Below are 25,542 nucleotides of genomic sequence, written 5' to 3'. Positions count from 1 at the left end.
TTAAACTATCTATCTCAAGAAAAAAAGAGCTTAGTCTCCTAAGCTCTTTTCCACGCTCTTTATCGAATTTCTTTAATACGAGCTTTTTTACCACGTAGACTACGTAGGTAGTAAAGTTTTGCACGACGTACTTTACCGCGACGCTTCACTTCGATCTTAGCGATCTTTGGTGAATGTAATGGGAATGTACGCTCAACTCCTACACCGTACGAAATCTTACGCGCTGTGAAAGTTTCGCTGATTCCAGTACCACGACGCTTAATAACTACGCCTTCGAATAACTGAATACGCTCACGAGTTCCCTCAACAACTTTAACGTGGATAACTAAAGTGTCACCAGGACGAAACGCTGGAAGATCACTACGTAGTTGCTCACTAGTAATTTCACGGATAATGTTGTTCATATAATTCCACTCCTTCCATACAGATGCTCATGTCAGCTATATACTACAGCGGAACATCGTAATAACAGGCCATAAGCCACAAAAACTATAATAGCATATCTGCCCGCCAATCACAAGGTTTAGTTATTCATTTCTAGCAAATTCTCTTAGCCATTTTTGCTCTTGTTCCGTTAAGTCTTTATCTTTAAGTAAATCAGGGCGCCTTTTCCATGTTCGTCTAAGAGATTCACGATGGCGCCACTCATCAATATTTTTATGATGACCTGATAATAACACGTCCGGTACTTTCATTCCACGAAAATCAGCTGGTCTTGTATAATGGGCATGTTCTAATAATCCTGTAGAGAAGGAATCTGTAATAGCTGATTGATCGTTTCCAAGCACCCCTGGTAGTAGTCTCGTTACACTATCAGCTATAACCATTGCTCCGAGTTCTCCACCTGTTAACACAAAATCACCTATTGAGATCTCATCGGTTACAAGAAATTCCCTGACACGTTCATCATACCCCTCATAGTGGCCGCATAGCAGAATTAAGTGGTCCTCCATCGCAAACTCTTCTGCCATCTGTTGCGTGTAGCGCTCTCCTTGAGGACAGAGCATAACAACTCGTGGCTTTGACTTGCTTCCTTGTTTTAAATCTTCAACCGCATCGAAAAACGGCTGAGCACGCAAAACCATTCCCGCTCCGCCGCCATATGGGTAATCATCTACTTTTCGATGTTTATTGTCTGCATAATCTCTGAAATCTACCACTTGATAGTCAACCGCTCCAGACTCCTGTGCATGTTTTAAAATTGAGGAACCAAATACGTTTGTAAACATATCGGGGAATAGTGATAATACATCAATTCTCATTCGGCTAACCCTTCTAATAAATGTACATGAATGACTTTATTCTCTAAATCAATATCTTTCACAACGTCTTCAATATATGGCAACAAGATATCTTTTCCGCCACCAATACGCTGTATAACCCAGACATCATTCGCCCCCGTTTCAAATATTTCTTTTACTTTACCAAGTTCCTCACCTGATTCAGTTAAAACAGTTGAGCCAATAATTTCATGATAATAAAACTCGTTTTCCTCTAACTCCTCAAGGTATTCTTCTGAAACATATAAAGTAGATCCTTTAAATTGTTCCACGTCATTTATTGAATGATAACCTTCAAACTCGAGCAGATCAAAGTTTTTGTGACGACGATGATGGCGAACGACAACAGAAATCTCCTTGTTTTCATTTTCATTTTTTATCATCAATTCCGTCCCTACTTGATAGCGGTCCTCAGCAAAGTCAGTTGATGAAATAACGCGAATTTCTCCTCTAACTCCGTGAGTGTTTACAATTTTTCCAACTTTAAACCATTCAGTCATCCTCATTCCTACCTTCTCGAATTTTTTGTATAATCCCGTTTTTTATTATAATCTCTGGCATACAGTCTAAGTCAGGCCACTTATCGCCTTCGTTTATATCAATGATGCTTTCTGCTGTACCTTCACGAATTTCTGTTCCAACTTTTAATTGATTGATCTGTTGTATTTTAAATGAAAGAGCTTGAATATTGTCTTCTCGCTTTTTGATGTCTTTATTATATCGTGCTCGTAATTGTTGCTGTTCATGCTTCGTTCCACGATCTCTAGTTGCTCTATGTAAATGAAAATTCAATTGGTCGATTTCACGCTTGTATTGTATTAATTCTTCTTCATACCGCTGGATGATCGATGCTTTCTTTTCCTTTGTTAACACTTGCTTTATGACGACATTTCGTATTAACTTCATCATGCACCCCTAGAATTAGAACTGATTTACACTTAAAAGAAGATATCATATTGAACGGGCCAATGGCTCCTCTCGCTACACTTCATTGCTTAGAGCTTGTTCAAAAAAGGGGAAAAGCGTCCCTTTTTGAACAAGCTCTATAATACAAAAAGGGAGAGGTTATCCCTCACCCTTTTCTTGCGTTACTAATCCACGATGTCTAATCGTACTTTTTGCGATGGTGTTGCGGCATAGACAACCGAACGTATCGCTTTAATAGTCCGACCTTGCTTACCTATGACCTTTCCCATATCGTCAGGGTGAACGGTTAATTGTAAAGTAAGGTTTTTCCCTTCTTCAACTGCCTCAACTTGAACTAAATCTGGTTGGTCAACAAGTGCTTTTACAATGTGTTCAACTAACGCTTTCATTGAATTCTCCTTTTATTCATCTTAAAAAAAGAGAGGCAATGGCTTCACTCACTGCAAGTATAATTGGAGTGATTTTCTCCTATTATACCTAACAGCGGTTTCGTTCATTGCTACGATTTAAAAGAAAAAGGTAAAGTTCAACCTTTTTCAAGTAGCATGGCTTCACTCACTGCGCGTCAGCTATGAGAAAACCACTCATAGCTGACTTAAACCCTTGCAGTGGCTCCGCTCATGCTTACTTTTGGTTCTTTGCGTTGTGTAACTTTTCCATTAACCCTTCTTTAGAGAAAAGGTTGCGAACTGTATCAGATGGCTTTGCACCTTTTAACATCCAGTCAAGAGCTTTCTCTTCAGCAATATCAACTTTTGCTGGTTGAGTTAGTGGGTTGTACGTTCCAATCTCCTCGATGAAACGACCATCACGCGGTGCGCGAGAATCTGCTACTACTACACGATAAAATGGGGCCTTATTAGAACCCATACGCTTTAAACGAATTTTTACTGCCATTCGTGGGACACCTCCAAAGTTATTTACACAAAATTTTATAATATCATCAATTTCCCTAGTTTTCAACTAGAAAAATGGATTTCCAAAAATTAAAATGGAAGTTTAAAACCTCCAAGACCTTTTCCTCGTTTCTTTCCTTTACCCGAGGTCATACCAGTCATTTGTTTCATCATCTTTTTCATATCTTCAAACTGCTTTAACAAACGATTGACATCTTGAATCGTCGTTCCACTTCCTTTAGCAATTCGGCGACGTCTGCTTGCATTCATCAGGTTAGGATCTTGCTTTTCTTTCTTCGTCATCGAGCGAACAATTGCTTCAACTTTGCTGATTTGCTTGTCATCCACCTGTAAATCTTTCATACCCTTTGCTTTGTTCATCCCAGGCATCATATTTAACAATTCATCAAGTGGCCCCATATTTCGAACTTGATCAAGTTGCTCTAAGAAATCATCAAACGTGAAATCCATCGTGCGCATTTTTTTCTCAAGTTCACGAGCTTTTTCTTCATCAACATTTGTTTGTGCTTTTTCGATAAGAGAAAGGACATCACCCATCCCAAGAATTCTAGAAGCCATACGATCTGGATGGAATGGTTCAAGCTGATCAATTTTTTCACCCATACCAGCAAACTTAATCGGTGTATTGGTAACGGCCTTAACCGAAATAGCTGCACCACCACGTGTATCTCCATCAAGCTTTGTCAAGACAACACCCGTTACATCTAGTTGTTCATTAAAACTTTCTGCAACGTTGACAGCATCTTGACCAGTCATTGCATCGACCACAAGTAAAATCTCATCAGGACTCACGATTTCCTTTACTTGTTTCAATTCACCCATTAACGTTTCATCGATATGCAAACGACCTGCTGTATCAATTAAAACATAATCAAGATGGTCTTCTTTTGCCTTTGCAATTGCTTGTTTGGCAATCTCAACTGGACTCACCTTATCACCTAGGGAGAAAACCGGCATACTTAATTGCTTTCCTAACGTCTCTAACTGCTTAATCGCAGCAGGCCGGTATATATCAGCAGCAACTAATAGTGGATTTCGATTATGTTTCTTTCGTAAATGGTTAGCTAGCTTTGCTGTAGTCGTTGTCTTACCCGCCCCTTGCAGACCGACCATCATGACGACAGTTGGTGACTTAGGTGCAACAGCGATCTTACTTTGTTCTCCGCCCATTAATGCTGTTAACTCTTCATTAACAATTTTAATGACTTGTTGTCCAGGCGTTAAGCTTTTCATAACTTCTTGTCCAAGTGCTTTATCTTTAACACTTGCAATAAATTGTTTGACAACTTTAAAATTAACATCCGCTTCAAGTAAAGCTAGTCGAACTTCACGCATCATTTCTTTAACGTCTTGTTCACTCACTTTTCCTTTTCCGCGAATTTTGGTTAACGTCCCTTGTAGTCGTTCCGCTAAACCTTCAAATGCCATGTTGTCGCCTCCTAGTCCAATTTCTCAAGAGAGTCAAGCAGTGACATAATCTCTTCAGGAGTCGCATTTACTTTGATTGCCGATTTCATCTGAGTTACGAGCTCCGAACGCTTCACAAACTTCGTAAGAAGCATTAACTTAACTTCGTAGTCTTCTAACATTACTTCCGTACGCTTTATGTTATCATAAACGGCTTGGCGACTAACTTCAAACTCCTCAGCAATCTCACCTAACGAGAAATCATCGAGATAATACAATGACATATACTTCCGCTGCTTCTGTGTTAGCAATGACTGATAGAAATCGAATAAATAATTCATCCTAATTGCCTTATCTAACACATAACCAACTCCTTGTTAAGTGATTTTCCTTTACGAGATTATATGTTACAATATCAACGTTTAAGTGTCAAGTTTTTTTCTTACCTTTATGTAAAAGCGCCTGACTCCAACCCCTGGTTTTCTATTCTTCCTCTATTTCAGCCTCTACCATTTCACGAAACAGACCGTACACAAATTGCTCAGCATCAAATACTTGAAGGTCATCAATTTGTTCTCCAAGTCCGACAAATTTAACAGGAATCTCGAGCTCATGACGAATCGCTAAAACAATCCCCCCCTTCGCTGTTCCATCAAGCTTTGTCAACACAATACCTGAAATACCAGTAGCCTGACCAAACGTTTTTGCTTGTGACATTGCATTTTGACCAGTTGTCGCATCAAGGACTAATAACACTTCATGTGGTGCACCAGGAACTTCACGTTCTATCACACGCTTAACCTTTTCTAATTCATTCATGAGATTTACTTTGTTTTGAAGACGCCCTGCTGTATCGCACAAGAGCACATCGATGTTTCGTGACTGCGCTGCTTGCAAAGCATCATACATGACTGCAGCTGGATCTGATCCCTCTTGTTGCTTAATCACATCTACTCCGACCCGTTCTCCCCACACTTCAAGTTGCTCAATTGCCCCGGCACGGAATGTATCACCAGCTGCCATCATAACCGATTTCCCTTCTTGTTTCAGGTGATGAGCAAGCTTCCCAATTGAAGTTGTCTTCCCAACGCCATTAACACCGACAACTAAAATGACTGTCATACCGCTTTCTTGGAGCTTCAATGTCGTGTCATCTCCTTCTTTTTCAAGAAGTTCTGCAAGCTTCTCTGAGATAACGGGTTGTATTTCTTTCGTATCTTTAATATTGCGCAAACGGACTTCGTCTTTTAGTCGATCAATCAATTCCATCACTGTTGTCACACCAACATCAGAACTTATTAATAGTTCTTCTAGTTCCTCGAAAAAATCTTCGTCTACTTTTCGATATTTATAAACTAATTCATTCATACGTCCAACAAAGGAGTCACGCGTTTTTTCTAACCCTTCTTTAAATTTATCTGTCACATCAGTCGTTTGATTCGTAATCTTCTCTTTTAACTTTTTAAAAAAACTCATACTTACCACCTAACTTTCTATTAGTTCATTTGTTTCTTCTAGTTTAACTGATACGAGCCGAGATACACCTGATTCTTGCATTGTTATACCATATAATACATCCGCTTCTTCCATCGTTCCTTTTCTGTGTGTGATGACAATAAATTGTGTTTGGCCACTGAAATCTTTTAAAAAATGAGCAAAGCGGCTAACATTTGCTTCATCAAGCGCAGCCTCCACCTCGTCAAGCACACAAAATGGAACTGGTCGGACTTTTAAAATGGCAAACAAGAGACCAATTGCAGTTAGAGAACGCTCTCCCCCGGATAACAGAGCTAAATTTTGCATCTTTTTGCCTGGAGGTTTTGCTAAAATCTCTACTCCTGTTTCAAGCAAGTTATTAGGATCTGTTAATACTAAATCTGCTTGACCACCACCGAATAAATCCCTAAAAACCGTTTGAAAGTGCGAACGAATTTGATCATAGGACTCATAAAATCGTTTCGTCATCTCTTCATCCATTTCAGAGATTACATCATGGAGAGTGTTTTTAGCAGTAAGAAGGTCTTTTTGTTGTTTGCTTAAAAACTCGAACCTTTCACTCACCCGTTCATATTCCTCAATCGCGCCTAAATTAACCGCCCCTAATTCTTCTATTGCCAGTTTGATTAGTTTCACTTTTGTTCTTGCTACATCAGGATCTATCGTAAGTTGATAAGTTTCTTTTGCAGCTTGAAACGAAAGCTCGTATTCTTCACGAAGATGCGTTAAGCGGTTATCTAATTCCACATCCATACGGTTCACTTTCACTTCAATTTTTCGGCATTCATCAGCCATACTAACGTGTTCTGCTTGCTGTTCTTTCAGAGTATGTTCAAGTTCAGCATAAGCTGAGTCTACTTCTTCTCGTTCTCGTTTCATCTTTGCAATCGTTTCACTTAACTCATCTTTTCGCTCGCGCGCGAATTGAATTCTTTCATCAAGACTGCTTTCTCCACTAGATCGATCAGACATCTCTCCTATTAACAATTCAAAATGATCCTTTATTTCACTCAACTCTTCTTCTAATTGCGCCTTCACTTGCGAAAGCCCGCTTGCTCTTGTTTCAACTGCTAGAAAGCGTTCTTTCGCAGTAGCAAGTTCAATTTTTTCTGTAACTAGTTCTTCTTTTAGGCTCTCCCTAGACATGAACTGTTCTTTTTGTTGTTGTTCAAGAAGCTTCACTTTCTCTTCTAGCTCTTGTGCTTGTTTAGATGCCGTTTCATACGATTTTTCTAATTCGATCAAACGATTCTTCAAACGATCGATTTCATCAGAATACCCTGATTTGTCACGGTCAAACCTTGAAAATTGATCGCGCATTCGCTCCGTTTCCCGTTCCATATCACGCACAGCAGCTTTTGCTTCTTGTACAAGATGGCGTGCTTCCTCGCCTTTTAATCGAAGCTCTTCAAGAGCACGCTCTTGTTCTGTCTGCTTCTCTTTCAGATGCTTGACTTCTTCTTCTAGTTTCTTTGTTACAGCATCAAGCTTTGTAAGTTTATCTTTTAAATCATCGAGCTCTCGTTTTCTGCCTAAAAGAGGGGTTTGTTTTTGTTTACTAGCCCCTCCTGTCATCGATCCACCCGGATTGACAACATCCCCTTCAAGTGTAACGATGCGGAAACGATGACCTGTAAGCTTAGCTAGTTCATTCGCTCCTTGAAGTGAATCAGCAATAATGACATTCCCTAATAAATTAGCAATGACAGTCTCATATGTTTTCTCATATGAGACTAACCGAGCAGCAACACCAACAAAAGCCGAATGCTTTTTTAGTTGCTCAAGCTGAAAGTCAGGAATGTTTTTCGGTTTCATGATGGGCAAGGGTAAAAATGTCGCTCGTCCTATACGGTTTTGTTTCAAAAATCCAATCGCGAATCTTGCATCTGCTTCTGTCTTTGTGACAATATACTGAGAGGCTCCACCTAAAGTGATTTCAAGTGCGGTTTCATACTCCTTTGGCACTTGAATAAGCTCTGCTACAGCCCCAATTACGCCGGTAAGCTTTCCATGTCTTTCTTTTAACACTTCTTTTACTCCGTGAAAAAAACCAGAAAAATCAGCTTGCATTTCTTCTAAAACATCTGCACGTGACTGTAACTTTTGTGCCATCTGATACGTTTCATACAATTGCGATTCTTTTTTATGATAACGATCTTTTTCTTGTTCGTAAACTCGTAATCGATTTCGATAATCATCCCCAATTTTTTCAAGTAATCGTTCATGCTTTGCAACATCCAGCTGTGCAGTTTCTAATTTAACAAATAACTCTTGACGATTCGAAAGTAACCCTTTGTTCTCAGTTAAAAGACGATCCTGATTAGATTCCTGCTTTTGCAACTGCTCATTTAAATAGCGACGTTCGTTTCGAATACTCGCTTGTTCATTTAACACTTCAATAAAATCAGATTTCAAATGATCAATTTCTTCCTCAACATCTGTTTCTGTTCGTTCAACTAATGACTGCTTTTTTCTAACAACCGCTTCTAGCTCCGTTAATTTCTTTCGTGCTTCTTCTAGAAACCCTTGTTCTAGTTGCCAGTCAGTGTGAACCTTGTGTAATTGAATTTCTTTATCATTCATTGATCGTTTGAGTTGTTCTTTGTTTTGTGAAGCATTTTTCTTGCGCTCTTTTAATACTTCACGCTTCCCTTCACTTTTCTCAAGCTCTTCACTAGCACGAAGTAACTCTTCTTGTAACTTCGTAAATTGACTCGATAAAAGACCCGTCTTCTCTCGTAAGGAACTTCTCAATCGCTCCATTTCCTCAAGCTTTTCTTGCCTCTTTTGATACGTTTCTAATAAGGTCTGTAACTTTTCCTTTTCCATTGTCCAAGTTTGATGCAAATCATCAATTTCATGAACTAGTAAAGCAATGTCGACTTCTTTTAATTCTTCTCGCTTATGTAAATAGTCTTTCGCTATAGAAGCTTGAATTTCAAGTGGCTCAACTTGCCCTTCTAATTCATGTAAAATATCTTCAACTCGGTACAAATTCTCTTGAGTTTCTCCTAGCCTTTTTTCAGCTTTCACTTTTCTTGTCTTGTACTTCAGAACCCCAGCAGCTTCCTCGAATATAACACGTCTATCTTCTGCTTTATTGCTTAAGATCTCTTCTACTTTCCCTTGTCCAATAATCGAGTACGCTTCTCTTCCTAAACCAGAATCAAGAAATAAGTCTACAATGTCCTTTAAGCGACACACCTGTTTATTGATGAGATATTCACTATCCCCTGAGCGATATACCCTCCGTGTCACGCTTACTTCACTATAATCTATCGATAAATGCTGATCCGCGTTATCGAGGATCAGACTAACTTCTGCATAATTTAATGGTTTTCGACTATCACTTCCAGCAAAAATGATATCTTCCATTTTCGAACCTCTAAGTGACTTTGCTGATTGTTCTCCTAAGACCCAGCGAATACTATCTGAAATATTACTTTTTCCACTTCCATTAGGTCCAACTACTGCTGTAACACCTGGAACAAAATCAATATTTATTTGCTCCGCAAAAGATTTGAACCCTACGACTTCTAGTCGTTTGAGGAACATATTCTTCCCCCCTTACCTTATTACCAATTAATCTATTTTACCACAGCCCCCTTGCAAATTATAGAAGGGCTAAGACAAATGGACAACTCTATGATACGATACGTATATCTATAATAAATAGGAGTGAAACCATGAATCTAGATGTAAATACACGTGATAATATTGAATTTATGTTGGATGAAATCAAAAACAAACTACAAATCGTTAATGCGGCTGCCCTTAATTCCAAAAGCTTTGATACCGATCAATATGAAGATCTCCGTGATATTTATGAAATGATTCAAAAGAAATCTTCATTTTCAGTCAGTGAATTAGATGCCATCGTAACGGAACTAGGCAAACTACGAAAGTAAAACCAAAGGGTCTGACCCCCTAATACAGGGGACAGACCCTTTTTCGTTATTTTAATTTATCTTGCTCACTTAACTTCATTAACGCTTGTTGGGCAGCATGTTGCTCTGCTTCTTTCTTTGATCTACCTGTACCAATCCCAAGAGGAGAATCATTCAACTGAACTTCAGAGACAAATTCTCGATTATGAGCAGGCCCACGTTCCTGTACGATGATGTATAGTATTTGTCCAAGGTTATCGCGTTGAATGAACTCTTGAAGCTGACTTTTAAAATCCATCATATGAGAAAAAGCACCATCATTTATTTTTGGATACATCGTATTATCCAAAAATGTAAATACGGAATCCAATCCTTGATCAAGATAAAGAGCACCAATAAACGCTTCGAAAACATCGGCTAATAATGCAGGTCTAGCACGCCCCCCCGTCATTTCTTCACCTTTTCCGAGTAATACAACCTCGCCAAACTTTAATTCTTCAGCAAACCTGGCTAGGGACGGTTCACAAACGATTGAGGCACGTAGTTTCGTCATATCACCTTCACTCATCGCCTTAAATTTCTTAAATAAAAACTGAGACACAGCAAGTTCTAACACAGCATCTCCTAAAAATTCTAAACGCTCATTATCTTGGAACGAATAAATTCGGTGCTCATTCACATAGGATGAATGGGTGAAAGCTTGGATTAGGAGCTTTCTGTTTTCAAAAGTCAACTCAGTTCGTTGCGTTAAATTATCAAATTTCTTTTTTTGTTCTTCAGTTAGAATCATTTTTCTATTTCCCCGTCTTCGATCATTCGCATGATGGGGCTTCGATTTTCGTTGGTATTTCGAAGATTGTGGCATAGTAACCTCCAACATCATAATTAGCGACCACTATGTAACATAGGATACATGGTGGTTTACATTCTTTTAAAAAGCAAGCCCCACATGAGTAATCACATGGGACTTCCTTTGACTACTGACGGCTGCTTATGTAATCAACTACATCAGCTACAGTTGAAATTTTCTCTGCTTCCTCATCAGAAATTTCTAGATCAAACTCATCTTCTAATTCCATAACAAGTTCAACAACATCTAAAGAGTCTGCCCCTAAATCATCTTTGAAAGAAGCTTCTAGCTTCACTTCCGCTTCTTCTACACCAAGACGATCAACGACAATTTTAGTCACACGTGATAATGTATCTGCCATGTTCCATTCACCTCCTCTCAAGTTAAACAGGTGCTTATTAGTGCAATAGAACGAAGGCTAGGAAAAGTTTACCGATGAACGCCCTTTCTGTCAACCTTATTTTCTGTATAGTATGTTCGTGATCTTTCAAAAGGTAAAAAACGACCTTTTGAAAAATCACTTTACATTACCATTCCACCGTCTACATGAAGGGTTTGTCCTGTCATATAATCAGCATCGGCACTTGCAAGGAAACGGATTACGTTTGCGATATTTTCAGGCTTCCCTAAAACCGCAAGGGGAATTTGCCCTAGCAATTGAGCTTTCATGTCTTCTGCTAGCTTATCTGTCATATCCGTTTCAATAAACCCCGGAGCAACGGCATTCACATGAATGTTTCGGTTTGCAAGTTCTCGTGCCATTGTTTTCGTGAGTCCAATCACACCCGCTTTAGCAGCCACGTAGTTTGCTTGACCTGCATTTCCTAATACTCCAACAACAGAAGCAACATTAATAATTCTACCATAGCGTTGTTTCATCATTTGACGAGTCACTGCTTTGCCGCAATTAAAGACGCCTTTTAAATTTGTATTGATAACAGCATCCCATTCGTCCTCTTTCATTCTCATAATTAAATTATCTTTTGTAATACCAGCATTATTGACAAGAATGTCGACACGCCCAAACGCATCTACAGTCTCTTTTACCATCGCTTGTACTTGTTCGCTATTTGAAACATCAGCTTGTATAGCAAGAGCGTCAACACCTAGTGCTTTAACCTCTGCAACAACTTGTTCAGCTCGTTCCTGACTTCCTGCATAGTTCACTACAACATTTGCTCCATTACGTCCCAGCTCGATCGCTGTTGCACGTCCAATTCCACGAGAGGCCCCCGTGACAATAGCAGTTTTCCCTTGTAACATTATTCTGCCACTCCTTCTAGTAGTTCTTTTACTTTCAACACACCTTCGCGATTACTCACTGCAACTGCTTTTGCTCGTCTTTCCACTTTTCGTACAAGGCCGGTTAAGACATTGCCTGATCCAACTTCTACAAATGTATCTACACCGTTCTGTAACAGCTCACGAATTGTATCCTCCCAAAGGACCGGTGAATACACTTGTTCAATAAGGTTTGTGCGAATTTGTGTAGCACCTTGAACTCCTTTAGCTGACACATTCGCAATGACCGGAACTGATGCATCAGTAATAGAGATTTGCTCAAGAACACTTTGTAACTTTTTTGCTGCAGGTTTCATTAAACTTGAGTGAAATGGTCCACTAACCTGCAAAGGGATAACCCTTTTTGCACCAGCTTCTTTTGCTTTCACACCAGCTAACTCCACACCCTTAGCCGAACCAGAAATAACAATTTGCCCTGGACAATTTAAATTGGCTAGTTCTGCTGGTTCGCTCGAATTACTTTTCACTTTGGAACAAACGTCATCAAGCGTTTGTCTATCTAAACCAAGAACCGCTGCCATCGCTCCTTCTCCAAATGGCACTGCCTCTTCCATAAATAACCCACGATTTCTTACAGCATAGACCGCATCCTCAAAAGACATCGCTCCTGCTGCAACAAGGGCACTATATTCCCCTAAACTATGACCAGCTACAAAATCAGGTTTTATTCCTTCTTCCTCAAACAATTGTAATACAGCTGTACTCATTGTCACTAGTGCTGGTTGAGTATGTTCTGTACGTCGTAATGTATCCTCAGGACCGTCAAGCATAATCTTAGACAGATCATACTTTAACGTTTCATCAGCTCGTTTAAAAATCACCTCGCAAGCCTGTTCCTGCTCTATCAATTCTCGTCCCATTCCAACTACTTGAGATCCCTGTCCTGGAAATAAAAATGCAACTTTTCCCATCATAATCCCCCTCTACTTTTCTTCTTCCACTTTGGCTACTTCATTTTTTATGATTGTTACAACTTGTTGCTCAACCATTTCTTTCGCTTGACGAATCGCATGAAATACAGCTGTAGCATCAGAAGATCCATGTGCTTTTATTACTGGTGCTTTAAGACCATAAAGACCTGCACCACCATATTCTGAATAACTCATCGTGTTTTTAATTTCTTTAAAACCTGATTTCAGAACACCGGCTGCCACTTTTTTGACAAATGAACTAGTTAATTCTTTCTTCAACAAAGTAAACAATGTTCCTGCTGTTCCTTCAGTCGTTTTTAAGACAATGTTCCCTGAGAAACCATCACAAACGACAACGTCCGCTACACCCGACAATAAATCGCGCGCTTCCACGTTTCCGATGAAATTTATGTCACTCGATTGAAGAAGTGGAAATGCAGCTTTTGTCAGTTCATTTCCTTTTCCAGCCTCAGTCCCAACATTTAACAGCCCAACACGAGGGTTCTCTACATTTCGCACCATTCCCATATACGTCTTACCAATAATAGCATACTGCTGAAGATGTTCAGGCTTTGCGTCCATGTTAGCCCCTACATCTAAAAGCAGAAACCCTTTCCCGTCAAGAGTCGGTAACATCGGAGACAACGCAGGACGGTCAATTCCTTTTATGCGTCCAACATATAATAAACCAGCCGTCATTAACGCCCCTGTATTCCCGGCAGAAATACATGCGTCAGCACGCCCTTCCTTCACTTCACGTACTGCTAATACCATAGAGGAATCCTTTTTTCTCCGAACGGCTGTTGTTGGTTGATCCGCATCATCAATTTTTTCCATTGTATGTAGAATCGTTAATTTTTTTTTATTCGTTAAATATTTTCGAATTTCGCTTTCATTCCCAACAAGCGTTATGTTCACATCAGGAAACGATTGAATCGCTTTTTGAGCAGCTTCGACTTGCGCTTTCGGTGCTTGGTCGCCTCCCATGGCATCAATAGAGATGTTCATTCAAGTTCTCTCCTTTTCGTCTCTCTTTCATTTGTTCGATACATAACGAATTCGCCCGAAAAGACCAACTCCTGCTCAACGTAGCTTTTGACATCCACAGTCGTTCGGCCTTTTTCTAAACCAACAACACGAGCTTTGGCAATAACTCTTTCTCTGGCTTGAACTTGCCTCGTGAAATGGATCGTCGCTTTCGCGGTTAACGCCATCTCATCGTTGATAATGGCAACAGCTAACGAGTTCGCCTGAGCAAATAGGTGGTGGCCACGAGCAATTCCACTACGCGTAAAAACATGTTCTTCTCGTACATCTAAAATGGAAATGGCACGTTCGTCGAGCTGGAGGTCAACTATTTCTCCAATAACTTCTTCAGGAGATAATGCCTTCAAATCATCTAGTTGTTTTTTCGCAACACCTTTTATACGTTCACGTAGTTCTGGTATTGAGAGTTCTAGCCGATCAAGACGAATTGTTTGAATACTGACAGAAAATCGCTCTGCAAGATCTTCATCCGTCATAAAGGGATTCTCTTCTAACGCCTCTTTTAAGAGTTCCTGTCGCTCCTTTTTTTTTCGCTTCATGGCTTGCACCGCCCACTTTACTAAAGTTCTATATTATACGTTTTAGTTGGACTCATCTTAAATTATATGACTAGGTACTAAGAGTAGTATATAATTGCTTATCTGTGATTTCAATAGTCAATCAATTTTTTCCCCATTCAAAACTCCCTGATCTTCAATATATCTTCGCAAACCTTTATAACACGGATCTGTCCAGAAACCGTCTGTATGAATTAACTTTACAGCATCTTGCCTCGCAACTTCTAGCGCCCGATAATCATGAACAACATCTGCCATTTTAAAGTCAGGAAGCCCACTTTGCTTAGCTCCAAAGAAGTCCCCAGGACCCCTTAGCTCTAAATCACGTTCGGACAGAACAAAACCATCGTTTGTTTCTGTCATGATTTTCATGCGTTCTTTTCCAACTTCGGATTTTGGATCAGCTAGTAAAATACAATACGATTGAGCCTCTCCCCGCCCAACTCTCCCTCTCAACTGGTGAAGTTGAGCTAATCCAAATCTCTCGGCATCATATATAACCATAATTGTCGCATTTGGTACATTCACTCCAACCTCGACAACCGTCGTTGATACAAGAATTTGCGTTTCATTTAAACTAAACGATTCCATAACTGCTTCTTTTTCTGAAGAATGAAGACGTCCGTGCATTAAACCGACTTTCCACTTCCCTTTATAGTGCTGATCAAGAATCATATGGACATCAATGGCATTTTGAACATCAATCTTTTCTGACTCTTCAATCAAAGGACAAATGACATAGGATTGTCTGCCTGCATGGAGCTCTTTCTCTATAAAGTCAAGCACACGTTCAAGCATGTCAGGCTTAGCCCAATACGTTTCAATTGTCTTTCTCCCTGCTGGCATTTCATCGATGATGGAAACATCCATATCGCCAAAAACAGAAATAGCTAACGTTCGAGGAATCGGAGTAGCCGTCATAAAGAGTACGTCAGGACTTTCACCTTTATCGCGCAAAACTCTCCGTTGTTCTACGCCAAAACGATGCTGTTCATCTGTAATTACCAAACCAAGTTTATGAAACTGTACATCATCCTGAATTAAGGCATGTGTTCCAACAACTAGCGATAACTCCCCGCTTCCTAACATAGAAAGTCGTTCTGCTCGCTTCTTTCCTTTCACAGAGCCAGATAATAATTCAACGGTTACCCCAAGTGGCTCCAAAAGCCCTTTTAATGACTGAACATGTTGTTCAGCAAGGATTTCTGTGGGGACCATTAATGCGGTTTGATATCCAGCTCGAATAACCGCATACATACAAATAGCAGCAACAATCGTTTTCCCTGATCCTACATCGCCTTGTAATAACCGATTCATTCGATAATTTGATTGAATATCCTTGATAATTTCATCGACAACTCTCTTTTGAGCTGCGGTCAATAGAAACGGAAGATGTCGGATAAAACCTTCTATTTCTTTTTCAGGTACTGCCAGAGCTCGTCCGTTCGTCCGATCTCTATTTGCTTTTCTAAAAGCTTGCATTTTCAACTGGAACAACAAAAATTCCTCATAAACCATACGTCGTCTTGCATGTTTCATTGACTCGGCATTTGGCGGAAAATGTAATCTAGATAGCGCTTCTTTTTTTGTTGGTAATTTGTACGATTGTAATAATTCTTTCGGAAGAATGTCAGGGATATCCGAACCATACTGATTCATCGCCTGGTAAATATACTTTCGGATCGCTTTTATAGTTAATTTACCAGACACTGAATAAATAGGAGCTATTGTTTGTTCTCTCTCTTCTCTCCCTTTTTTTAACTCACTTCCAGTAATCGTCATCCGGTGCTGATCCCACTTTCCGGTAATCGTCAATTCAGTTCCAACCGTAACTTGATTTTTTAAAAAGGCACGATTGAAGAATGTGACTGTCACAAGAATGTGATTGACCAATAAACGAAAGGACAGGCGATTTTTCTTTTTACCAAAATAACGAACAGACACTTCACTTTGAACCGTTCCAACCACAGTTACTCGTTCCTCGTGCAAAACATCATGTAAATCTTTTAGTTGATAATCTTCATAACGAAATGGAAAGTGTTCAAGTAAATCACCTACCGTAAAGATCCGTAATCCTTGTAGTAGCTTAGCTGTTTCATCCCCTATACCATTAACGTCTATCACAGGCCTTTTCATAGCATCATTCATACCTTATCAAGCGACACACCATAGATTTTTGCCACCAGCTCACGTACCTTCGGTGTCGCCGCTAACCCTCCTTGTGCCGTTTCTCTTAAAGCTTCTGGTATCGTTTCCCCAATTTTGTACATAACATCAGTTCCTACTTTAGCAAAAGAAAGAGCCTTTATATATGAACTGGATAATCCAATCATGACTGGAACAATAATGTCAAAGACTGTACGATACTTCATACGATCCCCCCGTTATTCCTACCTAATTATTTGAGAAAAACGACGTAGCCGTCTATTCTCCTTTCTGACCTTTTAAAAAAATAAGGGCGACTCTATGAATTAGCCCCCAACTAGCGAATACAATAGAGGAACAAGTAAAAGTGAAACACTTTTTTGTCTATTGCACACTAGAGGTCAGACAGCTTCTCTTGAGTCACCCTCATATTATCAATTTATCAAGCTTTTGTCATAGCTATTGAAACCGTACCCGGTCCTACATGCGCCCCAATGACAGCCCCGATTGATGTAATGACATCACTTTGAACATCAAACTCTTCTTTAAACTTAGCTATCATTTCCAGAGCTAGTGGTTCATTCACAGCATGAGAAATTCCTACATGAACAGGCCCTGATCCATACTTTTCTTTTAGTATTTCAATAATTCGGTTCATCGCCTTCTTTTGTCCTCGAACCTTTTCAAAAGGATATACTTCTCCCTCTTCCGTTAAAGACAAAATCGGTTTAATTTTCAGCATAGATCCAAAGACTGCAGAAGCTTTCCCAATACGACCATTTTTCTGGAGATATTCTAAAGTGTTTACCATAAAAAAGACATTTGTATCATGTAACAATTCATCTAACCTTGCTCTGCATTGCTCTATTGAATGACCGTCTTTTGCTAATTTCGCTATTTCTACAACGATGATTCCAACTGCATAGGATGCTCGTTTAGAGTCGACGACATGAATAGAGTCTTCTTCATCCATCGATTGCTTAGCAATCGATGCCGCTTGATACGTTCCACTCATTTTCGATGATAAGTGAATCGAAATGATCTTACTTTCGTTATCCTGTAGTAAAGAACGATACACTTCCTCAAACTGATACGGCGTAGGTTGAGAAGTAGAAGGAATAATATTTAATTCTTGTACTTTTTTATAAAATTGGTCAGCTACGAGCGTCACCCCATCTTCATATGATTCTTCATCAGAGAAGATAATATTTAACGGGACAACTGTAATCCCTAAATCTCTCACTAAGTCAGCGGGAATGTCAGCCGTACTATCTGCGACAATTTTTATATTGGGCACTTTACATTCCTCCTTTAATCACTTTACTCAACAGAGACAATATACGAGTAAAGTGGCTGGTTCCCTACGTGTACATCGACTTCTACATCTGGATGTTTTTCTTCTAAGTACGAAACAAGCATTTCTGTTTGATCATTAGAAGCATCCTCGCCTTGTAGAAGTGTAACTATTTCACTTTCATCATCTAACATCTTAGTAAGGAGATCTTTTGTAACTTCGAGAACATTGGCTCCTGAACTAACAATTTTCTTTTCAGAAATACCCATGAAATCATTTTTCTTAATATCTATCCCGTCAATATTTGTATCACGGACTGCAAATGTCACTTGACCTGATTTAACCGTAGTTAATGCATCTTTCATCATTCCAGCATTCACTTCTAATTCTTGCGTTGGGTTAAATGACAATAACGCAGCTAATCCTTGCGGAACTGTCTTCGATGGTACAACAACTGCCTTTTCACTCACAACTTCTGCAGCTTGCTCAGCAGCCATAATGATATTCCCGTTATTTGGCAAAATGATAACCTTTTCGGCATGAACTTCTTCAATAGCATTGACGATATCTTCCGTACTCGGGTTCATTGTTTGACCACCCTCAATGACGACACCAGCTCCTAAACTTTTAAAGAGTTTAGCAATCCCTTCTCCCATTGCGACCGTTACAATGCCAAATTCACTCTTATCCTTTTTCTTCACATTTGGCTTTACATGTGATTCTTGACCATACGCTTCTTTCGTTTCATCAAGAAGATGTGTATGTTGTTCACGCATGTTCTCAATTTTTATATTAATGAGCTCACCATACCTTTGAGCCTTCGTTAATACTTCCCCTGGTTGCTCAGCATGAATATGTACTTTTATTAAATCGTCGTCTGAAACAACAAGCAGAGAGTCCCCAATTTCACTTAATTCTTCTTTGAATTCCGTTTCTACAAACGGGTGCTTTTTTGTTTTTTCCTCATCAATCCTAACCATCACTTCTGTACAAAAGCCAAACTCGATATCCTCAGTTGCCATATAATTTTGCACATTGTGATGTTCAATCTTCACAAGATTATCCATTGAGAGTTCTTCTGACGTCGGGTTATCTGAGAGCTTTTCCCCTTTTAACACAGCAAGAAACCCTTCATAAATATAGACGAGACCTTGTCCACCAGAATCAACAACACCAACTTCTTTTAAAACAGGAAGTAAATCCGGTGTACGCTTTAAAGAGGCTCTCGCTTCCTTTAACGTTTCTTCCATTATATAAATAACATCATCATGTTTTTTAGCTAATGTTATTGAGTGTTTCGCTGCATCCTTCGCAACTGTAAGAATGGTTCCTTCAACTGGCTTCATCACTGCTTTATAAGCTGTTTCAACACCACGCTCAAAAGCTTGTGCTAAATCACTTGCTGTAATTTGCGCTTTTCCTTCTACTTGTTTCGAGAAACCCCTAAATAATTGCGAAAGGATAACACCAGAATTTCCTCTCGCGCCCATTAATAAGCCTTTTGCAAAAGAAGCTGCAACTTTACTCGCGTCATCTTGAATATTTTGTTTCACTTCTTTGACACCTGATGTAATAGATAAATTCATATTTGTTCCTGTATCACCATCTGGTACAGGAAACACATTTAACGCATCTACCACTTTTACGTGTCTCGATAAATTGGCCGCTCCCTCAATAAACATGTAAGAGAGCTTCTTACCTGCAATTTGTTTTGCCACGAACTTTTCCTCCTTACGAAGCGCTTACGGTGTGACGCGGACACCTTGAACAAAAATGTTCACGGAATCAACATCAAGCCCCAACATTTGTTCTAGTTGATATTTCACTTTTGTTTGTACGTTGTAAGCCACCTCAGAGATTTTCGTGCCATAGCTAACAATGATATACATATCAATATGAATTTGTTCTTCATCTTCACGAATGACGACTCCACGGCGGAAATTCTCTTTTCCTAGTAAATCGGTAAGTCCGTCTTTCAGTTGCTTTTGAGAAGCCATTCCAACGATTCCATAACAGTCAATAGCTGCCCCACCAGCAATTGTTGCAACAACATCCTTTGAAATATCTACAACACCTAGTTGCGTTTTCATTTCCATTGACATTCCCATTCCTCCCTCTCGAAGACAAACTTGGTCCATTAACGCCATTTTACTATACTATACCTTAATTTAAAAGCGTATTCGAATCTAAGCTTTTTTTGCAAGTGTCAAGCAAGATTACTTGATAAAGTTTCTAGGAAGCTATTGCATTATAGCAAGGGCTATGCTACTATATTCAAGTATGATTTCAAGGTCTGTATTGGGAATAAGGAGGTGCATATCATGGCACGTAAATGTTATATTACAGGTAGACAAGCTCGCACAGGAAACAAGCGCTCTCACGCACTAAATAAAACGAAGCGCCGTTGGGGTGCAAACGTTCAAAAGGTACGTATTTTAGTAGACGGAAAACCAAAACGTGTATACGTTTCTACTCGCGCACTTAAATCTGGTAAAGTAGAACGTGTGTAAGTTGCGAAACTAAATTTTTACAATTGTAACAAAAAAGCACCGTATACACGGTGCTTTTTTGTTTTACCCTTTTTTTAATGAGTTCAGTACTGCCCTGACAAACCCACCTAAAAACTTAGGTAGCTTGATCGTGTAGAATTTCATAGCTCCTCCTCCTCAACGTGAATAGCCACGGGGATAATGTTAAAGAAACTTGACTCACGACCATAGGACGTGAAGCGAAGTCGCCCCTATCCATCAAGCCATTTGTTCAGACAAGAATCATGATAAGGATAAAAATAATTGCTCCTTTTAAACTAATATATGCAGATACGACAAACTATTCCTATTTTTTATGTCGTACCCTTTTTATTTTGCGTGAGCAAATTATCCTTGTCTTCTATCATTATGCTTATGCCCTATACCCCAATATATGTCTGAAGATAAAGAATGTTCATTCACCCAATGAAAAATCTTGACGCGCACCGACGTATGGAAAATAGCGTTATTCATTGTTCCCCTTGGTAAATCAACTGTGGCAAATAATTTCCTTACAGATTCCTTAATTAAAATATATTTCAGACATAAAAAAGGTTGAAATAATATCAAATAACGCAAAAAAACAACACGTCTATTGACATGTTGTTTTCTTATTAATTTGAAGCGGAACCTCTTATTTCTGATATCGCACGAGTTCTACTTTCTTGCATATAAATAGCTGATCCCGCGACTAGGACATTGGCTCCAGCAGCTACACACTTTTGCGCAGTTTCAGCGTTCACTCCGCCATCAACCTCAATCTCAACATTTAAACCACGTTCTTGAATCATTTTTGCCACTTTCTCAATCTTTGTTAAAACAGATTCAATAAAACGTTGGCCTCCAAATCCAGGGTTAACTGTCATTAATAAAACTAAATCAATATCTTCTATAATCGGTTCGATTACATCTACAGGCGTTGCAGGATTTAAGACAACTCCAGGCTTTACTCCTTGTTCTTTAATAAGATGAATGGTTCGATGTAAATGAGGACATGCTTCTACGTGAACAGATATGATATCCGCCCCAGCTTTTGCAAATTGCGGAATATAAGCATCTGGGTTTTCAATCATCAAATGAACATCCAATGGTAAGTTCGTAATAGGTCGAATCGCTTCCACAACAAGCGGTCCAATCGTTATATTTGGGACAAAATGTCCGTCCATTACATCTACGTGGATATAATCCGCTCCTCCAACTTCTACATCTTTTATTTCTTCAGCCAGTTTAGCAAAATCAGCTGATAATATGGAAGGTGCAATTTTAATCATTTGTCATACCTCTTTTTTTGATTTTTTATCTCTTCTAAAAATTGCAAATAGTGCTTCATTCTTGATTCACTAATTTCCCCTTGTTCAAATGCAGCTTTCACTGCACATTTAGGCTCTGAAGTATGGGAACAACCTCTAAATTTACAGTTTGATGCTTGCTCGTTCATTTCAGGGAAACAAGCTGCTAAATCTTCAGCTGCTAAATCAACAAAATCTAGAGAACTAAAACCTGGTGTATCAGCAACTAGTCCACCGCCAATTTGTAACAATTCAACATGTCTAGTCGTGTGTTTCCCCCGACCTAAATGGGATGAAATTTCATTTGTTTCAATATTTAAATCTGGCTGTAAACTATTCAAAAGTGAAGATTTCCCTACACCTGATTGGCCAGCCACTACACTGACTTTCCGATGTAGGAATGGAACAATCTTATCAATACCATCACTTTGTAGCGTGGATGTCAATAATACCGTATATCCAATGTCTTCATACATTTTTCTGTATGATTCAATCTTTGTCAAGGCATGACTATCTAATAAATCAACTTTGCTTATAATGATTACTGGCGTCAGTCCGTTCGCTTCGATATGAACGAGAAATTTGTCAAGTAGTAACGGGCTAAAATCAGGTTCCAATGCAGAAAAGACTAATAGTGCTTGATCAACGTTAGCAATCGGTGGACGAATTAGTTCATTCTTCCGTTCGAATACATCGAGGATATAGCCATCTGTAACATTTTCTGCTTCAAATTCTACTTGATCGCCAACTAAAGGCTTAATTTGTCTTAAGCGAAAATTCCCTCTCCCTCGACATTGAATAATGCCTTCTTCCGATTGAACATAATAAAAACCACTTAATGCTTTTACAATCATTCCAGTTGCCATTTACAACCTCCTAAGGATATACAAATGACAAGAGCCCAAGCAAATGAAAGCCTCTTGTCAGCATGACATTTAATTCGGATACTCATACGGCTCTGTTTGTTTTTGCAGTTCATCATTAATATACAAATCAAATGAACCACTCTGTGAAGGGGTCACAGTCAATGGCACATAATACTCTTTAGTATTACTAATTGTTTCATCTACAAATACTTGATCTTCCCCATTGGTTGTTGCGTCCCGGTACACAATACGGATCTTAACCGTCTTTCCTTCCTCTATCTCTTGCTCAGACATACTAATCTCTTGTTTGACTTCCCATTGATAAGTAGGTTCTTCTTCCGGTTCCGGTTTTGGTTCCGATTCCGGCTTAGGTCCTTCTGAAACTGTCACTCTCACCATCTCTCCATAATCTAACACCGTATAAGGAACAGGAGTTTGACGAATGACTCTTCCAGACTCAATTGTATCAGAATGCTCATAATCATATTGACCATCTAACCCTACTTTGCTCAAGTAGCTTTTAACAGAAGACTCTTCTTGATTTACCAGATCCTGTAACCGGATCTGGTTTTCTACACTATACGTTAAAAAGACTGTAGTTTCATCAGCTACAACGGACGTTCCTTCTGTAGGAGTTTGAGATAATACGATTCCAGGAGGCTGCTCATCCGTTTCTTGTTCAGTCGTCTCGACCGTAAAGCCCATTCCTCTTAAACGAGACTCAACACTTTTAATGGGCAACCCCACTACATTTTCAAGTTCAATTTCTTCTTGTCCAAGGCTAACATATAACTTTATGGTTGACCTTTCTTTTACGATTGAACCAGGCATCTGACTTTGCCTGACGACATGGTCTTTTTGTATCGTATCATGTTCTATGTCTTCTCGCTCTACGGAGAGATTTTTGGCACGTAATTCCTCCTCAGCCTCTTCAAAAGATAGCTCTATCACATTAGGAACCTCGACTTCACCTACTTGGAAAATAGTAGGCAAGACAAGAAAGGCCGCAACAATCGCTCCGAGCGTTAGAATCGCTACAATAACTAATATCGTAAGCCATTTCTTTGCTTTCTTTTTTTTCTTTGGCTTCGACTCCACCTTTTTTTCGACAGTCTCTTTAGGTGGAATAGTAGACTCTTTAACAGGTGGAATTTCAACCGTCTTTTCTAAGTCTGAACGATCAACATCACGAAAAATCGGAATCGCTTTCGTTACTTCCTCATCACCATCTAATGCAACAAACGGTGCTTCATTTACTCGTTCAGGATTTAACGATGTTGCAACATCCTCTTCCATCTCTTGAATCGTTGGATAACGTTTCAGAGGATCTTTTTCCGTTGCTTTACGAATGATATTTTCAACGCTTTGCGGTAAAGAAGGTACTATTAATCTCGCTGATGGCACCTCACTCTGCAAATGCTTAATCGCAATCGAAACGGCCGTATCCCCAGAAAATGGCAGAACTCCTGTTACCATTTCATACAAAACAATACCAAGCGAATAAATATCAGACTTATAAGTGATATGTCCACCACGCGCTTGTTCAGGAGAGAGGTAATGTACAGAACCCATTACTGAATTCGTGTGTGTTATCGTAGCAGCTGAAATGGCACGAGCGATTCCAAAATCAGTTATCTTAACAATGCCATCATTCCCAATTAAAATATTATGTGGCTTAATATCTCGATGAATAATATGATTCGCATGAGAATGTTCCAGTGCTGCAAGCATTTGCTCCATATACTCAACGGACTCTTCAACAGGAATCGGGCCACGTGATTGTATCAATTCTTTTAACGTTTGGCCTTCAACGTATTCCATTACTATGTAGTACGTGTTACCTTCTTCACCCACATCATATATGTTGACAATATTCGGATGAGCAAGGCTTGTTGCAGACTGAGCTTCACGTCTAAATCGCTTAATAAACTGCTCATCATCTGAAAATTGTGGTTGCAGCACCTTTACAGCAACATAGCGGTCAAGAATGACGTCGAGCGCTTTGTAAACATTTGCCATTCCTCCGCCGCCAATTGTCTCAAGAATCTCATAGCGACCACTTATTCGTTGTCCAATCATTGCTTCATTCCCCTATCAGACCCACTAGTATAATGGATAAGGGCAACCGTTATATTATCTTCGCCACCGCGCTCGTTCGCTAGATTTATTAATTTTTCAGCTTTAGATGATAATTTATCCTCATCCTCAAGATGCGATTTTAATTCATCATTCGTTATCTTGTTCGTTAATCCATCTGAGCATAATAAAATCGATTGTTCTTCCTCTACTTGCAAAGTTGTCACATCAATCTTTATTTCACGCTCTGTCCCAAGTGCACGTAAAAGTACATTTCTTCTCGGATGATGTTCCGCTTCTTCTTGAGAAATCTGTCCGTTACGAACAAGTTCTTGAACAAGAGAATGATCGGATGTCTTTAAGTGAAACCCAAATTCATTGAACACATAAGCACGGCTATCACCTATATGAGCAATCGAGATAAATTCTTCTGTGCATAAGGCAACAACAAGTGTTGTCCCCATGCCGCGACACTCTTCATGTTCGTCGGCATGAGAATATAGTTGCTCATTTAATAATTCAAATTGACTCACAAGCCACTTTTCCGCCTCTACTACAGAAGAAATTTCTGGAACGTTCTCCCATGTACTTCGAAGAAAATCTGTCGTCATCGCGCTAGCTACATCACCAGCACGATGTCCCCCCATTCCATCAGCAACAACCGCCAGAATCCCTATATCGTTTTTGAAAACCCCACCACTGTCTTCATTATGAGCACGAACTTTTCCTACATCTGTTCGAAATGTAAACTCCATCTCCAAA

Annotated in this window: 27 protein-coding genes and 1 pseudogene; 2 read left to right on the top strand and 26 right to left on the bottom strand. The window is 39.4% G+C overall.

Annotated elements, in window-relative coordinates:
- Positions 1-59: 59 nt before the first annotated feature.
- The 10 genes from rplS to smc form a co-directional block, all read right to left on the bottom strand.
- Positions 60-404: a 50S ribosomal protein L19 gene (gene rplS, locus SAZ04_RS01965; protein ID WP_034629686.1), complete on the bottom strand. Its 345-nt coding sequence runs from the start codon at positions 402-404 to the stop codon at positions 60-62.
- A 123-nt stretch (positions 405-527) separates the two neighbouring features.
- Positions 528-1,262, bottom strand: a complete 735-nt coding sequence (trmD, locus tag SAZ04_RS01960) for a tRNA (guanosine(37)-N1)-methyltransferase TrmD (protein WP_332690223.1) — start codon at positions 1,260-1,262, stop codon at positions 528-530.
- Positions 1,259-1,780, bottom strand: coding sequence for a ribosome maturation factor RimM (gene rimM / locus SAZ04_RS01955; protein ID WP_332690220.1), 522 nt, complete (start codon positions 1,778-1,780; stop codon positions 1,259-1,261). Before rimM ends, trmD begins: the two co-directional genes overlap by 4 nt.
- Entirely contained in the window at positions 1,773-2,189 is a 417-nt protein-coding gene (locus SAZ04_RS01950; protein ID WP_332690217.1) for a YlqD family protein, read from the bottom strand. The genes rimM and SAZ04_RS01950 overlap by 8 nt, the downstream gene beginning before the upstream one ends.
- Before the next feature lie 182 nt (positions 2,190-2,371).
- Positions 2,372-2,596, bottom strand: a complete 225-nt coding sequence (locus SAZ04_RS01945; protein ID WP_332690214.1) for a KH domain-containing protein — start codon at positions 2,594-2,596, stop codon at positions 2,372-2,374.
- A gap of 235 nt (positions 2,597-2,831) precedes the next feature.
- A complete protein-coding gene (rpsP, locus tag SAZ04_RS01940) occupies positions 2,832-3,104 on the bottom strand; it encodes a 30S ribosomal protein S16 (protein ID WP_332690211.1) in 273 nt (90 codons plus the stop codon).
- Between the two features lie 89 nt (positions 3,105-3,193).
- Positions 3,194-4,552, bottom strand: coding sequence for a signal recognition particle protein (gene ffh / locus SAZ04_RS01935; RefSeq protein ID WP_332690208.1), 1,359 nt, complete (start codon positions 4,550-4,552; stop codon positions 3,194-3,196).
- 11 nt (positions 4,553-4,563) lie between these two features.
- Positions 4,564-4,872, bottom strand: a complete 309-nt coding sequence (locus tag SAZ04_RS01930) for a putative DNA-binding protein (protein ID WP_431308944.1) — start codon at positions 4,870-4,872, stop codon at positions 4,564-4,566.
- A gap of 142 nt (positions 4,873-5,014) precedes the next feature.
- The gene (gene ftsY / locus SAZ04_RS01925; protein ID WP_332690202.1) at positions 5,015-6,007 is read right to left on the bottom strand and encodes a signal recognition particle-docking protein FtsY; all 993 of its coding nucleotides are present in this window, start codon (positions 6,005-6,007) and stop codon (positions 5,015-5,017) included.
- Positions 6,008-6,016: 9 nt separating this feature from the next.
- Positions 6,017-9,583 (bottom strand): chromosome segregation protein SMC, encoded by a 3,567-nt coding sequence (gene smc, locus SAZ04_RS01920; RefSeq protein ID WP_332690199.1) that lies wholly within the window; start codon positions 9,581-9,583, stop codon positions 6,017-6,019.
- A 131-nt stretch (positions 9,584-9,714) separates the two neighbouring features.
- On the opposite strand from smc, the gene SAZ04_RS01915 reads away from it, so the two are divergent.
- Positions 9,715-9,936: a DUF1128 domain-containing protein gene (locus SAZ04_RS01915; RefSeq protein ID WP_332690196.1), complete on the top strand. Its 222-nt coding sequence runs from the start codon at positions 9,715-9,717 to the stop codon at positions 9,934-9,936.
- Positions 9,937-9,982: 46 nt separating this feature from the next.
- Here the strand turns inward: SAZ04_RS01915 and rnc are convergent, their stop codons facing one another.
- The 11 genes and pseudogenes from rnc to SAZ04_RS01860 form a co-directional block, all read right to left on the bottom strand.
- Positions 9,983-10,780 (bottom strand): ribonuclease III, encoded by a 798-nt coding sequence (gene rnc, locus SAZ04_RS01910; RefSeq protein WP_332690193.1) that lies wholly within the window; start codon positions 10,778-10,780, stop codon positions 9,983-9,985.
- Positions 10,781-10,892: 112 nt separating this feature from the next.
- On the bottom strand, positions 10,893-11,126 hold the full coding sequence (acpP, locus tag SAZ04_RS01905; RefSeq protein WP_332690190.1) for an acyl carrier protein: 234 nt from the start codon (positions 11,124-11,126) through the stop codon (positions 10,893-10,895).
- A 161-nt stretch (positions 11,127-11,287) separates the two neighbouring features.
- Positions 11,288-12,028 (bottom strand): 3-oxoacyl-[acyl-carrier-protein] reductase, encoded by a 741-nt coding sequence (fabG, locus tag SAZ04_RS01900; RefSeq protein WP_332690187.1) that lies wholly within the window; start codon positions 12,026-12,028, stop codon positions 11,288-11,290.
- A complete protein-coding gene (gene fabD / locus SAZ04_RS01895) occupies positions 12,028-12,978 on the bottom strand; it encodes an ACP S-malonyltransferase (protein ID WP_332690634.1) in 951 nt (316 codons plus the stop codon). The genes fabG and fabD overlap by 1 nt, the downstream gene beginning before the upstream one ends.
- Before the next feature lie 12 nt (positions 12,979-12,990).
- A complete protein-coding gene (plsX, locus tag SAZ04_RS01890; protein ID WP_332690183.1) occupies positions 12,991-13,986 on the bottom strand; it encodes a phosphate acyltransferase PlsX in 996 nt (331 codons plus the stop codon).
- Positions 13,983-14,564 (bottom strand): transcription factor FapR, encoded by a 582-nt coding sequence (gene fapR / locus SAZ04_RS01885; RefSeq protein WP_332690180.1) that lies wholly within the window; start codon positions 14,562-14,564, stop codon positions 13,983-13,985. Before fapR ends, plsX begins: the two co-directional genes overlap by 4 nt.
- A 117-nt stretch (positions 14,565-14,681) precedes the next feature.
- Positions 14,682-16,730, bottom strand: a complete 2,049-nt coding sequence (gene recG, locus SAZ04_RS01880) for an ATP-dependent DNA helicase RecG (protein WP_332690177.1) — start codon at positions 16,728-16,730, stop codon at positions 14,682-14,684.
- A pseudogene (locus SAZ04_RS01875) lies at positions 16,727-16,858 on the bottom strand (L-serine ammonia-lyase, iron-sulfur-dependent, subunit alpha); the annotation flags it as partial. The pseudogene SAZ04_RS01875 and the gene recG, both read right to left, overlap by 4 nt.
- A gap of 311 nt (positions 16,859-17,169) precedes the next feature.
- Positions 17,170-18,024, bottom strand: a complete 855-nt coding sequence (locus SAZ04_RS01870) for a DegV family protein (protein WP_332690174.1) — start codon at positions 18,022-18,024, stop codon at positions 17,170-17,172.
- 23 nt (positions 18,025-18,047) lie between these two features.
- Positions 18,048-19,703 (bottom strand): DAK2 domain-containing protein, encoded by a 1,656-nt coding sequence (locus SAZ04_RS01865; protein WP_332690631.1) that lies wholly within the window; start codon positions 19,701-19,703, stop codon positions 18,048-18,050.
- A gap of 60 nt (positions 19,704-19,763) precedes the next feature.
- On the bottom strand, positions 19,764-20,123 hold the full coding sequence (locus SAZ04_RS01860; RefSeq protein WP_332690171.1) for an Asp23/Gls24 family envelope stress response protein: 360 nt from the start codon (positions 20,121-20,123) through the stop codon (positions 19,764-19,766).
- Positions 20,124-20,342: 219 nt separating this feature from the next.
- Between SAZ04_RS01860 and rpmB the strand changes: the two genes are divergently transcribed.
- On the top strand, positions 20,343-20,531 hold the full coding sequence (gene rpmB / locus SAZ04_RS01855; RefSeq protein WP_250095351.1) for a 50S ribosomal protein L28: 189 nt from the start codon (positions 20,343-20,345) through the stop codon (positions 20,529-20,531).
- A 63-nt stretch (positions 20,532-20,594) separates the two neighbouring features.
- Here rpmB and spoVM read toward each other — a convergent pair whose 3' ends face one another.
- From spoVM to SAZ04_RS01830, 5 genes are all read right to left on the bottom strand, one after another.
- Positions 20,595-20,675, bottom strand: coding sequence for a stage V sporulation protein SpoVM (gene spoVM, locus SAZ04_RS01850; protein WP_332690628.1), 81 nt, complete (start codon positions 20,673-20,675; stop codon positions 20,595-20,597).
- Between the two features lie 488 nt (positions 20,676-21,163).
- On the bottom strand, positions 21,164-21,820 hold the full coding sequence (gene rpe, locus SAZ04_RS01845) for a ribulose-phosphate 3-epimerase (RefSeq protein WP_332690166.1): 657 nt from the start codon (positions 21,818-21,820) through the stop codon (positions 21,164-21,166).
- Complete coding sequence (gene rsgA, locus SAZ04_RS01840) at positions 21,817-22,704, bottom strand: ribosome small subunit-dependent GTPase A (RefSeq protein WP_332690163.1); 888 nt, start codon at positions 22,702-22,704, stop codon at positions 21,817-21,819. Before rsgA ends, rpe begins: the two co-directional genes overlap by 4 nt.
- A gap of 69 nt (positions 22,705-22,773) precedes the next feature.
- Complete coding sequence (pknB, locus tag SAZ04_RS01835) at positions 22,774-24,783, bottom strand: Stk1 family PASTA domain-containing Ser/Thr kinase (RefSeq protein WP_332690160.1); 2,010 nt, start codon at positions 24,781-24,783, stop codon at positions 22,774-22,776.
- Positions 24,780-25,535: a Stp1/IreP family PP2C-type Ser/Thr phosphatase gene (locus SAZ04_RS01830; RefSeq protein WP_332690157.1), complete on the bottom strand. Its 756-nt coding sequence runs from the start codon at positions 25,533-25,535 to the stop codon at positions 24,780-24,782. The genes pknB and SAZ04_RS01830 overlap by 4 nt, the downstream gene beginning before the upstream one ends.
- Between the last annotated feature and the right edge of the window lie 7 nt (positions 25,536-25,542).

Origin of the sequence: Halalkalibacter lacteus (genome assembly GCF_036663595.1) — a bacterium.
Taxonomy (GTDB): domain Bacteria; phylum Bacillota; class Bacilli; order Bacillales; family Bacillaceae_D; genus Halalkalibacter; species Halalkalibacter lacteus.
This window is presented reverse-complemented; position numbering and strand designations above follow the sequence as displayed.

Bases quoted from the DNA above. Each gene is read 5' to 3' on its own strand.
- rplS (WP_034629686.1), bottom strand. From the start codon at position 404: ATGAACAACATTATCCGTGAAATTACTAGTGAGCAACTACGTAGTGAT.
- trmD (WP_332690223.1), bottom strand. From the start codon at position 1,262: ATGAGAATTGATGTATTATCACTATTCCCCGATATGTTTACAAACGTA.
- rimM (WP_332690220.1), bottom strand. From the start codon at position 1,780: ATGACTGAATGGTTTAAAGTTGGAAAAATTGTAAACACTCACGGAGTT.
- SAZ04_RS01950 (WP_332690217.1), bottom strand. From the start codon at position 2,189: ATGATGAAGTTAATACGAAATGTCGTCATAAAGCAAGTGTTAACAAAG.
- SAZ04_RS01945 (WP_332690214.1), bottom strand. From the start codon at position 2,596: ATGAAAGCGTTAGTTGAACACATTGTAAAAGCACTTGTTGACCAACCA.
- rpsP (WP_332690211.1), bottom strand. From the start codon at position 3,104: ATGGCAGTAAAAATTCGTTTAAAGCGTATGGGTTCTAATAAGGCCCCA.
- ffh (WP_332690208.1), bottom strand. From the start codon at position 4,552: ATGGCATTTGAAGGTTTAGCGGAACGACTACAAGGGACGTTAACCAAA.
- SAZ04_RS01930 (WP_431308944.1), bottom strand. From the start codon at position 4,872: ATGAATTATTTATTCGATTTCTATCAGTCATTGCTAACACAGAAGCAG.
- ftsY (WP_332690202.1), bottom strand. From the start codon at position 6,007: ATGAGTTTTTTTAAAAAGTTAAAAGAGAAGATTACGAATCAAACGACT.
- smc (WP_332690199.1), bottom strand. From the start codon at position 9,583: ATGTTCCTCAAACGACTAGAAGTCGTAGGGTTCAAATCTTTTGCGGAG.
- SAZ04_RS01915 (WP_332690196.1), top strand. From the start codon at position 9,715: ATGAATCTAGATGTAAATACACGTGATAATATTGAATTTATGTTGGAT.
- rnc (WP_332690193.1), bottom strand. From the start codon at position 10,780: ATGCCACAATCTTCGAAATACCAACGAAAATCGAAGCCCCATCATGCG.
- acpP (WP_332690190.1), bottom strand. From the start codon at position 11,126: ATGGCAGATACATTATCACGTGTGACTAAAATTGTCGTTGATCGTCTT.
- fabG (WP_332690187.1), bottom strand. From the start codon at position 12,028: ATGTTACAAGGGAAAACTGCTATTGTCACGGGGGCCTCTCGTGGAATT.
- fabD (WP_332690634.1), bottom strand. From the start codon at position 12,978: ATGGGAAAAGTTGCATTTTTATTTCCAGGACAGGGATCTCAAGTAGTT.
- plsX (WP_332690183.1), bottom strand. From the start codon at position 13,986: ATGAACATCTCTATTGATGCCATGGGAGGCGACCAAGCACCGAAAGCG.
- fapR (WP_332690180.1), bottom strand. From the start codon at position 14,564: ATGAAGCGAAAAAAAAAGGAGCGACAGGAACTCTTAAAAGAGGCGTTA.
- recG (WP_332690177.1), bottom strand. From the start codon at position 16,730: ATGAATGATGCTATGAAAAGGCCTGTGATAGACGTTAATGGTATAGGG.
- SAZ04_RS01865 (WP_332690631.1), bottom strand. From the start codon at position 19,703: ATGTTTATTGAGGGAGCGGCCAATTTATCGAGACACGTAAAAGTGGTA.
- SAZ04_RS01860 (WP_332690171.1), bottom strand. From the start codon at position 20,123: ATGTCAATGGAAATGAAAACGCAACTAGGTGTTGTAGATATTTCAAAG.
- rpmB (WP_250095351.1), top strand. From the start codon at position 20,343: ATGGCACGTAAATGTTATATTACAGGTAGACAAGCTCGCACAGGAAAC.
- spoVM (WP_332690628.1), bottom strand. From the start codon at position 20,675: ATGAAATTCTACACGATCAAGCTACCTAAGTTTTTAGGTGGGTTTGTC.
- rpe (WP_332690166.1), bottom strand. From the start codon at position 21,820: ATGATTAAAATTGCACCTTCCATATTATCAGCTGATTTTGCTAAACTG.
- rsgA (WP_332690163.1), bottom strand. From the start codon at position 22,704: ATGGCAACTGGAATGATTGTAAAAGCATTAAGTGGTTTTTATTATGTT.
- pknB (WP_332690160.1), bottom strand. From the start codon at position 24,783: ATGATTGGACAACGAATAAGTGGTCGCTATGAGATTCTTGAGACAATT.
- SAZ04_RS01830 (WP_332690157.1), bottom strand. From the start codon at position 25,535: ATGGAGTTTACATTTCGAACAGATGTAGGAAAAGTTCGTGCTCATAAT.